The organism is Paludibacillus litoralis (assembly GCF_037646705.1).
Lineage (GTDB): Bacteria > Pseudomonadota > Alphaproteobacteria > Rhodobacterales > Rhodobacteraceae > Pikeienuella > Pikeienuella litoralis.
In genome coordinates, this window is record NZ_JBBHER010000004.1 from 367,634 (window position 1) to 382,349 (window position 14,716).

13 protein-coding genes are annotated in these 14,716 nt (G+C 67.5%); 4 read left to right on the top strand and 9 right to left on the bottom strand.

The genetic code is table 11. The annotated features are described in order from the left end of the window. Positions 1–3: 3 nt before the first annotated feature. The 8 genes from WG921_RS08525 to WG921_RS08560 all read right to left on the bottom strand — a co-directional run bounded on the left by WG921_RS08525 (position 4) and on the right by WG921_RS08560 (position 9,331). On the bottom strand, positions 4–1,326 hold the full coding sequence (locus tag WG921_RS08525) for a S41 family peptidase (RefSeq protein WP_340108788.1): 1,323 nt from the start codon (positions 1,324–1,326) through the stop codon (positions 4–6). Then, positions 1,326–2,453 carry a murein hydrolase activator EnvC family protein gene (locus WG921_RS08530; RefSeq protein ID WP_340108789.1) on the bottom strand — a complete coding sequence of 376 codons (1,128 nt, stop codon included), beginning with the start codon at positions 2,451–2,453 and terminating at the stop codon, positions 1,326–1,328. The genes WG921_RS08525 and WG921_RS08530 overlap by 1 nt, the downstream gene beginning before the upstream one ends. Next, positions 2,453–3,979 (bottom strand): 2,3-bisphosphoglycerate-independent phosphoglycerate mutase, encoded by a 1,527-nt coding sequence (gene gpmI / locus WG921_RS08535; RefSeq protein ID WP_340108790.1) that lies wholly within the window; start codon positions 3,977–3,979, stop codon positions 2,453–2,455. Before gpmI ends, WG921_RS08530 begins: the two co-directional genes overlap by 1 nt. A gap of 33 nt (positions 3,980–4,012) precedes the next feature. Next, entirely contained in the window at positions 4,013–5,317 is a 1,305-nt protein-coding gene (locus tag WG921_RS08540) for a cyclopropane-fatty-acyl-phospholipid synthase family protein (protein WP_340108791.1), read from the bottom strand. Positions 5,318–5,483: 166 nt separating this feature from the next. Next, positions 5,484–6,254, bottom strand: coding sequence for an enoyl-CoA hydratase (locus WG921_RS08545; protein WP_340108792.1), 771 nt, complete (start codon positions 6,252–6,254; stop codon positions 5,484–5,486). 4 nt (positions 6,255–6,258) lie between these two features. Beyond that, positions 6,259–7,128, bottom strand: coding sequence for a 3-hydroxyisobutyrate dehydrogenase (gene mmsB / locus WG921_RS08550; RefSeq protein WP_340108793.1), 870 nt, complete (start codon positions 7,126–7,128; stop codon positions 6,259–6,261). Next, positions 7,125–8,177: an enoyl-CoA hydratase/isomerase family protein gene (locus tag WG921_RS08555; RefSeq protein ID WP_340108794.1), complete on the bottom strand. Its 1,053-nt coding sequence runs from the start codon at positions 8,175–8,177 to the stop codon at positions 7,125–7,127. The genes mmsB and WG921_RS08555 overlap by 4 nt, the downstream gene beginning before the upstream one ends. Continuing rightward, the gene (locus WG921_RS08560; protein ID WP_340108795.1) at positions 8,174–9,331 is read right to left on the bottom strand and encodes an acyl-CoA dehydrogenase family protein; all 1,158 of its coding nucleotides are present in this window, start codon (positions 9,329–9,331) and stop codon (positions 8,174–8,176) included. The genes WG921_RS08555 and WG921_RS08560 overlap by 4 nt, the downstream gene beginning before the upstream one ends. A 620-nt stretch (positions 9,332–9,951) precedes the next feature. On the opposite strand from WG921_RS08560, the gene WG921_RS08565 reads away from it, so the two are divergent. Then, positions 9,952–10,809: a PEP-CTERM sorting domain-containing protein gene (locus WG921_RS08565; RefSeq protein WP_340108796.1), complete on the top strand. Its 858-nt coding sequence runs from the start codon at positions 9,952–9,954 to the stop codon at positions 10,807–10,809. 72 nt (positions 10,810–10,881) lie between these two features. On the opposite strand, the gene WG921_RS08570 is transcribed toward WG921_RS08565, so the two are convergent. Beyond that, positions 10,882–12,378, bottom strand: a complete 1,497-nt coding sequence (locus WG921_RS08570) for a CoA-acylating methylmalonate-semialdehyde dehydrogenase (protein ID WP_340108797.1) — start codon at positions 12,376–12,378, stop codon at positions 10,882–10,884. A gap of 98 nt (positions 12,379–12,476) precedes the next feature. Between WG921_RS08570 and WG921_RS08575 the strand changes: the two genes are divergently transcribed. From WG921_RS08575 to WG921_RS08585, 3 genes are all read left to right on the top strand, one after another. Beyond that, positions 12,477–12,935 carry an NUDIX hydrolase gene (locus WG921_RS08575; RefSeq protein ID WP_340108798.1) on the top strand — a complete coding sequence of 153 codons (459 nt, stop codon included), beginning with the start codon at positions 12,477–12,479 and terminating at the stop codon, positions 12,933–12,935. A 122-nt stretch (positions 12,936–13,057) separates the two neighbouring features. After that, complete coding sequence (gene dctP, locus WG921_RS08580; RefSeq protein WP_340108799.1) at positions 13,058–14,164, top strand: TRAP transporter substrate-binding protein DctP; 1,107 nt, start codon at positions 13,058–13,060, stop codon at positions 14,162–14,164. Between the two features lie 29 nt (positions 14,165–14,193). Continuing rightward, positions 14,194–14,715: a TRAP transporter small permease gene (locus WG921_RS08585; RefSeq protein ID WP_340108800.1), complete on the top strand. Its 522-nt coding sequence runs from the start codon at positions 14,194–14,196 to the stop codon at positions 14,713–14,715. Position 14,716 lies beyond the last annotated feature (1 nt).

Consider the following 14,716-nt stretch of genomic DNA (forward strand, 5'->3'; position numbering starts at 1 on the left):
GCCTCACCGCGCCTCCGTATAGATGGAGAGCCCGGTCAGGAGGTCGAGCGCATAGGCGAGCTGAAGATCCTCGCCGCGAAGCTTCGCCGTCGCCACATGCCGGTCATGCTCCTCCTTCAGCAGCCGCTGCTCCTCTTCGGTCAGCTGGTTCTTCAGGCTGCCGCGGAGATCCGCCTCGGACCGGCGGAACGCGGTCGGCGAGTCCTCCGTGTCGTCCTGCTTCAGCTTGATCTGCTCCACCAGAATGTCCGGCTCGATCCCGAGCGCCTGAATCGACCGGCCTGACGGCGTGTAATAGCGCGCCGTCGTCAGCCGGATCGCGCCCTCGCCGCCAAGCGGCATGATCGTCTGGACCGAGCCCTTGCCGAAGCTTTTCTCGCCGACGACGATCGCGCGGCGATGATCCTGCAATGCGCCCGCGACGATCTCCGACGCGGAGGCGGACCCGCCGTTGATCAGCACGACCAGAGGCTTGCCTTCGGTCAGATCGCCCGGCTCGGCGTTGTGGCGTTCGCTGTCCTCGAGGTTGCGCCCGCGGGTCGAGACGATCTCTCCCGCCTCCAGGAACGCGTCGGAGACCGAAATCGCCTGGTTCAGCAGCCCGCCCGGATTGTTTCGAAGGTCGATGACATAGCCCTTGATCCGGTCCGGGCCGATCTCGGTTTTCACCTCCTCGATTCCGGATTCGAGATTCTCGTATGTCTGCTCGTTGAAGGTGGTGATCCGGATCACGCCGACATCGCCTTCGGCGCGCGCGCGCACCGCGCGGATCTTGATCGTGTCGCGAACGATGGCGACGTCGAACGGCTCGTCCTCGCCCTCGCGGACGATGGTCAGCACGATCTTCTCGCCGACGCCGCCGCGCATCTTCTCGACCGCCTCCGACAGGGTCAGGCCCAGAACCGGCTCTCCATCCAGCTGGGTGATGTAGTCGCCCGACTCGATCCCCGCCTCGGCGGCGGGCGTCTCGTCGATCGGCGCGACCACCTTCACGACGCCGTTCTCCATCGTCACCTCGATGCCGAGCCCGCCAAACTCGCCCTTGGTCTGGACCTGCATGTCCTCGAAGCCCTTCGGCGGCAGGTAGCTCGAATGCGGGTCAAGCGACGAGAGCATCCCGTTGATCGCGCTTTCGATCAATTTCTCCTCGTCCACCTCCTCCACATACTGGCTGCGGATCCGCTCGAAGATATCGCCGAAAAGGTCGAGTTGCTCGTAGGTGCTGCGCGCGCCCCGCTCCTCGGCGGCGAGCGGCGCCGCGAATTGGGTCGCGGCCAGAATGCCGAGCGCGGCGCCGCCGATCGCAGCGTTGAACGCCTGTTTCATTATCTGTCACCTTCCTCTGTTTCGAACTCGAACCAGATCGCCGGATCGACCGGCGCGCCGCCTCGTCTCACTTCCATATAGAGCGTTTCCCGGCCGATGGCTTCAACCGGCGTCGTCGCCGCAAGCAAAAATTCTTCCGCGGCGGGGGCCGGCCCGCCGAGCGCGCCGATCGCCTCTCCCGCCAGAACCAGGTCGCCCGGCTCCCTCATCGCGGCGGCGAGACCCGAGAACACGATCAGGACATCCGGCTCCGGCTCCAGCATCACCACCACGCCGTCCTCGCCGAACGGAGCGGCGAAGCGGATCACTCCGCGCCACGGCGCGTAAACCATGGCGTAGGGCGGCGCCGCGAGCGCGACCCCTTCAAGCCGCCCGCCGCCCGGCGTCGGCGCGCCGAACGCCGCCTTCAGGCGGCCCTCGACCGGGGGCGGCAGCGCGCCCCGCGCCGCAGTGAATCTCGCGGCGCCCGGCGTATCCGCGCCCGGCGCCGCCGGAAGCAGCGCGACGAGCGCGCTCAGCGTTTCGGACGATCGGGCCAGCGCCGCGCCTTCGGCGGCCAGCCGGCCCGCCGCCGCGCCGCCCTCCTCTCCACGGTCCAGCAACCTGGCGATTTCGGCGCGCCGGCGCTGCAACGCTCCGAGCGCCGCGCGCGCCGCCGCCGCCGCTTCCGCGCGCCGCGCCGCCAGTTCATCGAGCTCCGCCAGCGCCGCGCGCAGCGTCGCCGCCTCCGCTTCGAGCTCCGGCGCCAGCGCCGCCAGCATCATCCCCGCCCGCGCCCCCGCCACGACGCCGCCGGGATGCGCCAGCGCCGCCGCCCGCGGCGCGCGCTCGATCCGCTGCAGCGCCGAGAGAATGGCGGCCAGCCGCCGGCGTTTCGCATGGAGCCCGCTCTCGATCGCCGCGCGCCGGTCGGCCCCCCGGCGAAGATCGGCGCGGAGCGCGGCCAGCGCCGCCTCCTCCGCCTGCGCCGCGCGCCCGAGCGCGGCCAGCCGCTCCTCCGGCGTGCGCGCCGCCGCGAGGAACGCCCGCGCCTTCTCCAGCATGTCCGCCGCCCGACCGGGCGTTCCGGCCTCGGCCCCGGCGCCGGCCAGCGCTATCGCCGCGAGGAGGAGGGCGGCTTTCCGCATCAGCGAACGAGAAGCGACCGGCCGGTCATCTCGGGCGGCGGCGCAAGCCCCATCAGGTCGAGCAGCGTCGGCGCAAGATCGGCGAGCCGCCCGGGCCCGGCAAGCGCCGCCCCCGGAACCCCGGCCAGCAGCGCCGCCACGGGCGTCACCGTATGCGCCGTGTGCGAGCCGCCCGTCTCCGGGTCGATCATCATCTCGCAATTTCCGTGATCGGCCGTCACGATCATCGCGCCCCCCGCCCGGCGAAGCGCCGCCAGCGCGGCCCCCAGCCCTTCGTCCACCGCCTCGCAGGCGCGGATCGCGGCCTGAAGATCGCCGGTATGGCCCACCATGTCGGGGTTGGCGTAATTCACCACGATCAGATCATGGCCGGCTTCGATCCCCTCGACCAGCGCCGCCGTCACCTCCGCCGCGGCCATCTCCGGCGCGAGATCGTAGGTCCGCACCTTCGGGCTCGGCGCCATCACCCGGGTCTCGCCAACCGCGGGCGCCTCCTCGCCGCCGTTCAGAAAGAACGTGACATGGGGATATTTCTCGGTCTCGGCGATGCGAAGCTGGCGGCGCCCCGCCGCCGAAACCCATGCGCCGAGCGTGTTGACGATCGGCGCGACCGGAAACAGCGTCGACATGAACGCGTTGTGCCGCTCCGAATACTCGACGAGGCCCGCCATCGCCGCGAAGCGCGGCCGTCCGGGAACGGCGAACCCGTCAAACTCCGGATCGCCGAGCGCGGAGAGCAGCTCCCGCGCCCGATCCGCGCGAAAATTGAGGAAGAGAACGCCGTCGCCCGCCGCCGCGCCCTTGTAGCCGCCGATCACCGTCGGCGTGATGAACTCGTCCGTGTCGCCCCGCTCATAAGCGGCCCGGATCGCAGCCGCCGCGCTCGCCGCCGCCGCCCCCTCGCCGTGAACGATCGCGGAATAGGCCGCCCCCACCCGCTCCCAACGCTTGTCCCGATCCATCGCGTAGAAGCGGCCGGAAACCGTGGCGACGCGCCCGGCGCCGCCGAGATCCGCCTCGAACGTCTCCAGATAGCCGGCCGCGCTCGTCGGCGGCGTGTCGCGCCCGTCTGTGAAGAGATGCAGCGCGACCGGAATCCCCTGCGCGGCCAACGCCTTCGCAGCTTCGGCGATATGGCGCTGATGCGCATGGACGCCGCCGGGGCTCATCAGCCCCATCAGATGCGCGGTCCCGCCGCTCGCCTTCAGCGCGGCGGCGAAGGCCTTCAGCTCCGGATTGGCGCGAAAGGATCCATCCTCGATCGCGCGATCGATCTTCGGCAGATCCATCCAGACCACGCGCCCGGCCCCGATATTCATGTGCCCGACTTCGGAATTGCCCATCTGCCCCGCCGGCAGGCCGACATCGGGGCCGGAACAGGCCAGCATCGCAGGCGTTTGCGCCGCGACCAGCGCATCGTAATTCGGGGTGTGGGCCTGCGCCGGAGCGTTCCCTTCACGCTCCGCGCGCCAGCCCCAGCCATCCAGAATGCATAGCACGACAGGCGAGATTGCTGATGCGGGCATCGGCTTGGGCTCCGTTTTTCCGGCTTCGACTCCTTAAGCCCCCCCGCCGGCGGCGTCGAGGCCGGGCGCGGTCGCAGGCGCCCTCGCGCCCGCCGCGATCTCCGCGTCGACCCTGGCCTCGGCCGCGGCCAGTTCGGCCTCGGCGGCGGCGATATAGGCCCGGCTTCGTGGGGCTTCGGCGTGCCGGCGGGTGAGCACGATCTGAAAATTGGCCAGCTTGCCGTACCGGAAGCTGATCTCGGACGCCATCAGATACAGATCCCACATCCGGAAGAATCTTTCGTCGTAAAGCGCCAGCGCCGCCTCTCGATTCGCGTGGAATCGCTTGCGCCACTCCTTCAGAGTGTCCGCGTAGTGCATCGTCAGGATTTCGACATCCTTCACCAGAAGCTTCGTCTTCTCGATGGCCGGGAAGGTCTCCCCAAGGCTCGGGATATGGCCGTTCGGGAAGATGTACTTGTCGATGAAGGGCGCGTCGAACCGGTTCGGCTTCGCCCGGACGATGGCGTGCACCACCGCGATTCCATCGTCGGTCAGGAGCCGTTCGATCGTCCTGAAGTACTCATCATAATTTTGTGAGCCGACATGTTCGAACATCCCGACGGATACGATCCGGTCGAACCGCCCCTCCACCTTCCGGTAATCCTGAAGCAGAAATGTCGCGTCCTTCTCCATCCCCGCGGCTTTCGCCCGCTCCTTGGCGACCCGAAGCTGCTCCTCGGCCAGCGTGACGCCGGTGACGCCGACGCCCGCCACCCTGGCCAGATACAGCCCCATGCCGCCCCAGCCGCAGCCGATATCGAGCACCTTGCGTCCCGGCTCGAGCTGCATCTTCGCCGCGATATGGCGCTTCTTCTTCCGCTGCGCCTCTTCCAGCGTTTCGTCGCCGGTCTCGTAATAGGCGCAGGAATACTGGAGATCCTCATCGAGGAAGAGCCGGAACAGCCGTTCATCCAGGTCGTAATGATGCGCGACGTTCCGCTTCGCGCGCTCAGGGAGCAGATGCCGGCGGAGGACGCCGTTCAGCATGCGCCCGACCCCGAGCGCCATGGAGGGGAAAGTCACGAAGCCGCGCGCGCCGTTCTTCTTCACCAGAATCAGGAAGTCGAAGAGGTCGCCCTCCTCCACAACCAGCCGCCCCTCCATGTAGAGCTCCGGCACCTTCAGCGCCGGATCCATCCATATGCCGCGCACCGCCGCTGAATCCGCGATGCGCAGCCGCGCCACCGGCGCGCTTCCGTCGCCATATCGGCGGACTTCGCCCGACGGATACACCATCTCCACAGCGCCAGTCCGCACACCCCGCGACAACATCCGATCGAGTTTCTTCTCCGACATTGCTCGTCCTTTCAGGCGTGTCTTCGGTCTGATCGAATGATCTAACGCAGGGCGCTTCTACGGGCAAAGGCGACGTGAGGACAGCCGCGTCGCTCCATCCCTCAGAAGAGAGACGGTGAGGAAGCCGGGCCTCGCTCCGTGGGGGAGCGAGGCCGCGCCGCCCGCCCTATTCGTGCTTGAAATCGGCCTTTCGCTTTTCGGTGAAGGCCTTCATCCCTTCCTTCTGGTCCTGGGTCGCGAACAGGCCGAAAAAGACCCGCCGTTCAAAGTGCAGCCCTTCCGCCAGCGTGGTCTCGAACGCCCGGTCCACCGCCTCTTTCGCGACCATGGTGGAGGGCTTCGAATAGGAGGCGATCGTCTCCGCCGCCTTCATCGCCTCATCCATCACGTTCGCGTCGGGGACGACCCGACTCACGAGGCCGGCGCGCTCCGCCTCCTCGGCGCCCATCATCCGGCCGGTCAGCACCATGTCCATCGCCTTCGCCTTGCCGACGGCGCGGGCGAGGCGCTGCGAGCCGCCCATGCCGGGGATCACGCCCAGCTTGATCTCCGGCTGGCCGAATTTCGCGCCCTCGCCGGCGATGATGAAATCGCACATCATCGCCAACTCGCAGCCGCCGCCGAGCGCATAGCCCGAAACCGCCGCGATCTTCGGCGTGCGCATCTTCGCGAAGCCGTCCCAGCCCGAGAAGGCGTCGCTGTAATACATGTCCATGAAGGACTTGTCGCTCATCTCCTTGATGTCCGCCCCGGCGGCGAACGCCTTCTCCGAGCCGGTGACGATCAGGCAGCCGATGTCGCGGTCCGCATCCAGCGCGGCGGCCTTCTCCAGCATCTCGGTCAGAATCTGTTTGTTCAGCGCGTTCAGCGCCTCCGGCCGGTTCAGCCGAAGCGTCGCGACGCGGCCGCGCCGCTCGACGATCACGGTCTCGCTCATGAAATCACTCCCTCGTCATCTTCATCAGGCGGGGCAGCATCGCGGAGAAATCCTTGTCTCCGCCTCCCGCCGCCACAAAATCGTCGTAAAGCGCCCGGGCGTGAGCGCCGAGCGGCGTCGCCGCGCCCGCATCCGCCGCCGCCGCCTGCGCCAGCGTCAGATCCTTCAGCATCAGCGCCGCGGCGAAGCCGGGTTTGTAGTCGTTGTCGGCCGGGCTTTTTGGCCCGATCCCCGGCGCCGGGCAATAGGCGTTCATCGACCATGAATACCCCGAGGAGGTGGAGACGACATCGAACATCGCCTGCCGGGAGAGCCCGAGCTTGTCCGCCAGCGCGAAGGCTTCGCAGGTCACGATCATCGTCGCGCCGAGGATCATGTTGTTGCAGATCTTCGCCGATTGCCCCGCGCCGCCCGCGCCGCAATGGACGACCTTGCCGCCCATGATCTCGAACAGCGGCGCGGCCGCGGCGAAGGCGGCGTCCGAGCCCCCGCACATGAAGGTGAGCGTGCCCGCCTCCGCCCCGCCGACGCCGCCGGAGACCGGCGCGTCGACCGAGAGGAATCCGGCCGTCTCCGCCGCCTCATGCGCCGCCTTCGCCGCCGCGACATCGACCGTCGAGCAATCGATCAGCACCGCGCCTTTCGTCGCCGCCGGGATGATCTCCGCCATCACCGAGCCGAGGATCGCGCCGTTCGGCAGCATGGTCAGCACCGCGTCGCGCCCCGCCGCCGCCTCCGCCGCCGAAGCGGCGCGCGCAACCCCCGGAACGTCGAAAGGCTGGAGATCGAACCCCGTCACTTCATGGCCGGCCTTCACAAGGTTGGCCGCCATCGGCCTCCCCATGTTGCCAAGGCCGATGAATCCAATCTTCATGACTTGTCTCCCTCAAATGTCAGGTCGCCCGTCTCGGCCGGGCGGAGCATCGCCGCCACGTCCGCCGCCGTCACGTCGCAAAGACGCGGCTTCGCCCAGTTCGGGGCCCGGTCCTTGTCGATCACCGCGGCGCGCACCCCTTCCAGAAATTCGCCCTCCTCCATGCAGCGGGAGGTGAAGCGGTACTCCTGCGTGAGCGCCTGCTCCAGCGTCATGCCCCGCGCGGCGCGCACCATCTCCATCGTCACCGCCGCCGAGAGCGGGCAGGCGCGCCGCAGCGCCTTGAGGGTTTTCTCCGCCCATGCCGACCCCGCCTTCGCGTCCCGCTCCAGCCGCGCCTCGATCTCCACCGCGCTCGGGGCGGCGAAAACATCGTTGATCCGCGCCTCGGCGCCGACCAGATCGCCGCTCTCGGGGGCGGCGGCGAACCGGCCGATCTCGCCGGCGTCGCCGGTCTCGATCAGCCGCGCCTTCAACGCCTCCAGCCGGTCTTTCGGGACATAGACATCGGCGAAGCCCGCATGGATCGCGTCGCCCGGCCCCATCCGCGCCCCGGTCATGCCGAGATACTCGCCCGCGCGCCCCGGCGCCGAGGCGAGGAGCTTCGAGCCGCCGACATCCGGCGCGAGCCCGATGCCGCATTCCGGCATCGCGACCTCGGTGCCGTCCGTCACCACCCGGTGCGAGCCGAGCGCGGAGACGCCGACCCCGCCGCCCATGACGAAGCCATGCATGATCGCGACATAAGGTTTGGGATAATTCGCGATCTTCGCGTTCAGCCGATATTCGAACGCCCAGAACGCCTGCCCGAACGCGAAATCCCCGGCCCGGCCGGTCTCGTAGAGATCGACGATATCGCCGCCCGCCGCGAAGGCCCGCTCGCCCGCCGCGTCGATCAGCACGAGCGCGACGCGCTCATCCTCGCGCCACGCGTCGAGCGCGGCGTCGATCGCGCGCAGCATGTCGTATGTGAGCGAGTTCAGCGCCTTCGGCCGGTTGAGCGTGATCCGCCCCGCGCGGCCCTCGATCCGGACCAGGATGTCGCTCACGCCGCGCGCCCTTCCCGTTCGGCCAGGAGCGCGCGGGCGATGATCACCCTCATGATCTCGTTGGTCCCCTCCAGAATCTGATGCACCCGGAGATCGCGGACGATCTTCTCCATGCCGTAATCGGCGAGATAGCCGTAGCCGCCGTGAAGCTGCAGCGCGTCATTGGCGACGTTGAACGCCGCATCGGTGACGAAGCGCTTCGCCATCGCGCAGAATTTGGTCGCGTCCGGCGCGCCCTGATCCAGCTTCCACGCCGCTTGCCGCAGGAACACCCGCGCCGCCTGAAGCTGCGTCTCCATATCGGCGAGCCGGAATTGCAGGCCCTGGAACTGGTCGATGGATTTGCCGAAGGCGCGCCGCTCTCCGGTGTAGCGCAGCGCCGCGTCGAGCGCCGCCTGCGCGCCGCCGAGCGCGGAGGCGGCGATGTTCAGCCGCCCGCCGTCCAGCCCCGCCATCGCATAGACGAAGCCGCGCCCCTCCTCTCCGACCAGATTGGCCGCCGGCGCCGCGGCGGACTCCAGCCGGACCTCCGTCGTCGGCTGCGCGCGCCAGCCCATCTTCTCCTCCTTGGCGCCGAAGGAGAGCCCGTCCGCCCCCGCCTCGACGATGATCGCGGAGACGCCCCGCGCGCCCTCCTCCCCGGTCCGGCACATCACCAGATAGGCGTCGGAATAGCCGCCGCCGGAGATGAAGGACTTGGTCCCGGTCAGCGCCCAGCCGTCATTGGTCCGCGCCGCCCGCGTCCGGAGCGCCACCGCGTCGGAGCCCGAGCCAGGCTCGGTCAGGCAATAGGACATCACCGTCTCCATCGAGCAGAGCCGGGGCAGCCACGCCGCCTTCATCTCGTCCGAGCCGAAACGGTCGATCATGCCGGCGCACATGTTGTGGATCGAGAGGAAGGAGCCGGTCGCGGGGCACGCCATCGCCAGCGCCTCGAACACCAGCGTCGCATCGAGCCGGGTCAACCCGGAGCCGCCATGCGCCTCGGAGACGTAGATGCCGCCGAGACCGAGCGCGGCGACCTTCGGCCAGAGCGCTTTCGGGATGGTTCCCTCCGCCTCCCACGCGCGCGCATTCGGCGCGATCTCCTCCTGGCCAAAGGCGCGGGCCATGTCGAAGATGGCCTGCTGTTCCTCGGTTAAGGCGAAATCCATGGTCTATCCTCCGGGCCCGTGACGCCGCGCGCCGGCGGTTCAGGATCAACATGAAGGCCGCGCCTTTCAAAGTCGATGATGACCACCGGTTCTTTCACCGTCGCAGAATGACCCGGCCATCGGGCGGGACGCAAGGGGGGCGCCGCAGCGTCGAACGCCGCCCGCCGGCCCGCTCCCGGGCTTCGGCATGCGCGCGATCTTCCGCGCGTCAACTCTTCCGTGAGGCGAACGCGCCAGATGGAGCCGTGGCCGCGAATCAGCCGAAGCCCTGCATCGTCATACGATCCTTCACTTTCTGAAATGCGCGCAATCCATTGTGGGCGCACATAAAAACAGAAATCATTTTCGCGTCGAAAAACTGCGGCGAATCGCCACATATCTAGATCATTAATTTTCATCAAATTTTGTTCGCATGTGGAGTGCAGTGTAAATTTGAATTCGTCGTCACGGCGATGCGGGGGCGCTCAAAGGCATAAGTTATCGGTTCTGGCCACCCAGGGGTATCCACTGTGGTCAGTCTCCGCCCGGAGCCTCGCGATGGCTGCGGGCGGGCCGGCTCAGATCACGTCCGCGCTGTGGTGAGTGGGGGGGGACCCCGTGGGAAAGGATCCAAAGACATGATGAAACATTTGACTATCGCAGGTGCGGCTCTGGCGATCGCCGGATTCTCCCTGCCTCAAAGCGCGGAGGCGGCCTCCTATTTCGTACGGCCGTTTATCCAGGTGGGCGCCGGCGGCCTTATCGACGGCCTTCAGCAGAACGGGGCGACGAACGCCTCGCAGAACTTCGGGACCAATTTCCAGTCCACGGTCGACCTGGATGACGGGACCGTCAAGGCGCGGACGAATATCCCGTCCGCCCAGAGCAACGGCCAGTCTGGCGCCTCGTTCGGCGAGCGCGTGGCCTTCTCCCCCGACGCGGCCGGCACGAATGTCAGCTTCTCCTTCGACTTCGACGGAACCATCGAGGTGTCCGATCTGCTGAACGGGCCCTTGGCGACGGGATACAGCGCATTCGTCTTCGCCAATCTCTTCGTTTACGATTCGACCGCGGGCGCGACCTATCAGAACTTCACTTCGCTGGGCGGCGCGCTCATCTCCCGGACGTTCGCCCAAGACTACGGCACATCCTCCGGCGCAACGCCGTCAAACACGTTCTTCGACGTCGACCGGACGCTTTCTGGTTCGATCACCGTCGAGGCGAACAAGCGGTACGACGTCTTCGCCTCGCTATCGATCGCGGCTGCGACCAACCAGAACGACATCAGCATCATGATGGACTTCATGAACACCGGCACGTTCGGGATCGATGCGGACCCCGGCGTCACCTACACGTCCAGCTCGGGCGTCTTCCTCGACTCGACCGGGGTCACGCCGCCGCCCTCTCCGGTTCCGGTTCCGGCGGCGCTGCCGCTGCTGCTCGGCGGGCTTGGCCTGCTCGGCTTCGTCAGCCGGCGCCGGCGCGCCGCGGCCGCCTGAGCCGCGCCCGACCGAACGCCGAGGCCCGGCCCGGAGCGATCGCTCCGGGCCGGGCTTCTTTTTCCCTATGACCTATGACGGAAAATTGAACTCCGCGCCCTCCTTCACCCCGGACGGCCAGCGCGAGGTCACGGTCTTGGTGCGGGTGTAGAAGCGGAACGCGTCCGGCCCGTACTGGTTGAGATCGCCAAAGGCCGATTTCTTCCAGCCGCCAAAGGTGTGATAGGCGAGCGGCACCGGGATCGGCACGTTCACGCCGACCATGCCGACCTGAACCCGGCTGACGAAATCGCGCGCGGTGTCGCCGTCGCGGGTGTAGATCGCGACCCCGTTGCCGTACTCGTTGTCCGTCGCCAGCTTCAGCGCGGTCTCATAGCTGTCCGCGCGCACGGTGGAGAGCACCGGGCCGAAGATCTCGGTCTTGTAGATGTCCATGTCGGGCGTGACATTGTCGAAGAGACAGCCGCCGACGAAATACCCGTCTTCGTAGCCCTGCATCTTGAAGCCGCGTCCGTCGACCACCAGCTTCGCGCCCTCCTCGACACCGCGGTCGATCAGGCCGAGCACGCGCTTTTTCGCCTCGGCGGTGATGAGCGGGCCGAAATCGGCGTCTTCGCCGCCGGTGTAGGGCGCGATCTTCATCGACTCGACCCGCGGCGCCAGCTTCTCGATCAGCCGGTCCGCGGTCTCCTCCCCGACCGGCACCGCGACCGAGACCGCCATGCAGCGCTCCCCGGCCGCGCCGTAGCCGGCGCCGGCCAGCGCGTCCACCGCCTGGTCCATATCAGCGTCCGGCATGATGATCAGATGGTTCTTGGCCCCGCCGAAGCACTGCACCCGCTTGCCCGAGGCGGTTCCGCGCCCATAGACATATTGCGCGATCGGCGTCGAGCCGACAAAGCCGACCGCGGCGATATCCTCATGGTCGAGGATGGCGTCCACCGCCACCTTGTCGCCGTTGACGACGTTGAGGATGCCTTTCGGCAGCCCCGCCTCCATCATCAGCTCCGCCAGCATCAGCGGCACGGACGGATCGCGCTCCGAAGGCTTCAGGATGAAGGCGTTGCCGCAGGCGATCGCCGGGCTGAATTTCCACATCGGGATCATCGCCGGAAAATTGAACGGCGTGATCCCCGCCGCGACGCCGACGGGCTGACGCACCGAGTAGATGTCGATGCCGGGGCCCGCCCCCTCGCTGAATTCGCCCTTCAGAAGATGCGGCGCGCCGATGCAGAACTCCGCCACTTCAAGCCCGCGCACCACGTCGCCTCTGGCGTCGGGCAGCGTCTTGCCATGCTCGCGCGAGAGCGCGGTGGCCAGCTTGTCCATGTCGCGGTGCAAGAGCCGCACGAACTCCATCAGAACCCGCGCCCGGCGCTGCGGGTTGACCGCGGCCCAGGCCGGCTGCGCGGCTTTCGCGCTGGCGACGGCGGCGTCCACCTCCGCCTGATCCGCCAGCGGCGCGCGCGCCTGAATTTCCCCGGTCGCCGGGTTATAGACATCCGCGAAGCGGCCCGAGGCCCCTTTCACATGCGCGCCATCAATGAAATGAGTCAGTTCCGCGACCATGGCCGTCTCCTCCGGTTTCCGTGCGATCCGAGACAGGCTTAGAAGAAACTCCGGCGCCCGGCAATCGACTTTCCCCGGATCCCGGGTAAGCTGCGGGGATGTGTTCTTCACTCAAAGGTCGCCTGACGCGCGCGCGCGCCGCGCTCCGCCCTTCGCGAAAACGGCAGGCGGGCGCGCTCTGCTGGCGGCGGGCGGGCGACGGGATAGAGATCCTGCTCATCACCACCCGGCGCACCGGCCGATGGATCGTCCCGAAGGGCGGGCGCATGCGCGACAAGACCGCCTCCGAGAGCGCGGCGATCGAAGCCTGGGAGGAGGCGGGCGTGATCGGCGCCGTCGCGGAGGAGCCGATCGGCGCGTTCGAGACGCTGAAATTCCGCGATGACGGCACATGGGCGCGCCTCGCCGTCGATCTCTTTCCGCTCGAGGTCGAGAGGCTGGAGGAGAGCTTCCCCGAAAAGGGGCAGCGCGTCGTCCGCTGGTGGCCGCAAAAGGACGCCGCCGGCCAGGTCCGCGAGCGTCAGTTGCGCCGGCTTCTCGCCGGATTCACGCCCTGACCGCCGCCGCCTCCCGCGCCGGCGCGGGTTTTAAACGTTGACAGGGACCGAGAGCCCCATCCACTAATGGATTGATACGTCGGGCGCCTTGAATCCGGCGTCGAACAGGGAGAAGCGACGAAATGCTGCGACAATTTTCGATCACCAGACAAAAAACTTCGCGCGCCGCCGGGAAGCTGAAAAGCGCCCTTTTTGCGAGCGCGTTCATCATTGGCGGCGCCGGCGCGTCCAACGCGGCCGACTACACGATGGCGATCGCGCACATCCTGCCCGAAGCCATGAGCAATGAGGTCCAGGTCTCGCTCGTCCACTTCAAGTCTCTCGTCGAATCCGCGACCGAGGGCGGCATCGAGGTGCAGATCTTCGGCGCGATGCAGCTCGGCTCCGAGGTCGAGACCGGCAAGCAGGCGCAGGACGGCGCGCTCCTGCAATCCACCGTGATCTCTTCGGGCGCGATGTCGTCCTTCTATCCGAAATATCAGGCGATCACCGCGCCCTTCCTTTTCCCGAGCTACCGCGTCGCGCACGCGTTCCTGGACGGCGCCTGGTTCGCTGATTTCATGTCCGACTCCGCCGAGGAGTCCGGGCTCCGTTATCTCGGCACTTTCGACGATGGCGGCGGCTTCGTCGCCTTCACCAACAACAAGCGCCTGATCAAGACCGCCGACGACATCAAGGGCCTGAAGATCAGGGTCGAGGAAAACCCGGCGCATGTCACCGTGATGAAGGCGCTCGGGGCCTCCGCGACGCCGCTTCCCTGGGGTGAAGTCGTGACCGCGCTCGCCACCGGCCTCGCGGACGGGCAGTTCAACGCGCCCGGCGTCAGCGAGAATTTCAAGCTCTGGGAGGTGAACGACTACACGACCCTGAGCGGCCACATCTACAACACCCAGACCTGGGTCGTCAGCGAGAAATGGTTCCAGTCGCTCCCCGAGGACTACCAGGCCATCGTCATCCACGCGGCGCAGGAGGCGATCGGGATCGGCCATGGCATCGCCTCTCTCGCGGCGATCGCCGGCTGGCAGACCTCCTGCAAGGAATTCAAGGAGTGCTATGTGCTCCCCACCTCCGAGCGGCAGGCGATGGCCGACATCGCGCGGCCCGCATGGCGTGAATGGATCACCACCGATTTCGGCCTCGACGGCCAGATCATCGACGACATGCTCGCCGAGGTGACGAAGATCGGCGCCGATATCGACGCCGAAGACATGCGCCGCTACGGCCGCTGAGGCGGTGAACCGGACGGGGGGCGCGTGACATGACCAGCCAGACCCGTCGCGCCCGGTTGAGCGTCGAGCTCAACCGGGCGGTCGAGATCTTTTGCGTGATCTGCGTCCTGGTCATGCTCTCGATCTCGTTCGTCGGCTTCTTCTACATGATCGCCACCGGATCGGCGCTGAGCTGGACCTACTCGCTCGCCAGGCTGTTCATCCCTTGGGTCGGCCTGATGAGCGTCACGGTCGCCTTCTTCCGGGGCGAGCATATCGCGATGGGGGCGCTCGCCACCGCGCTTCCCGCGCCGCTCACCCGGGCGCTTCGCGTCGTCAACGTCCTGCTGGTCGGCGCCTATTCCCTGCTGATGATCTGGTATGGCGGGAAGTTCCTGATCAACGCGTCGGACACGTACATGGTCTCCGACCAGATCCAGATTCATTCGGCCTGGGTCGTCGCTTCGGTTCCGGCCTCGGGGCTGGTCGTGCTTGTTCATCTTCTTTGCGGCGCCGACCTGCTGACGATGGCCGATTATTCCGAAGACCCCGACGTCTCATCGAACGCCTGAC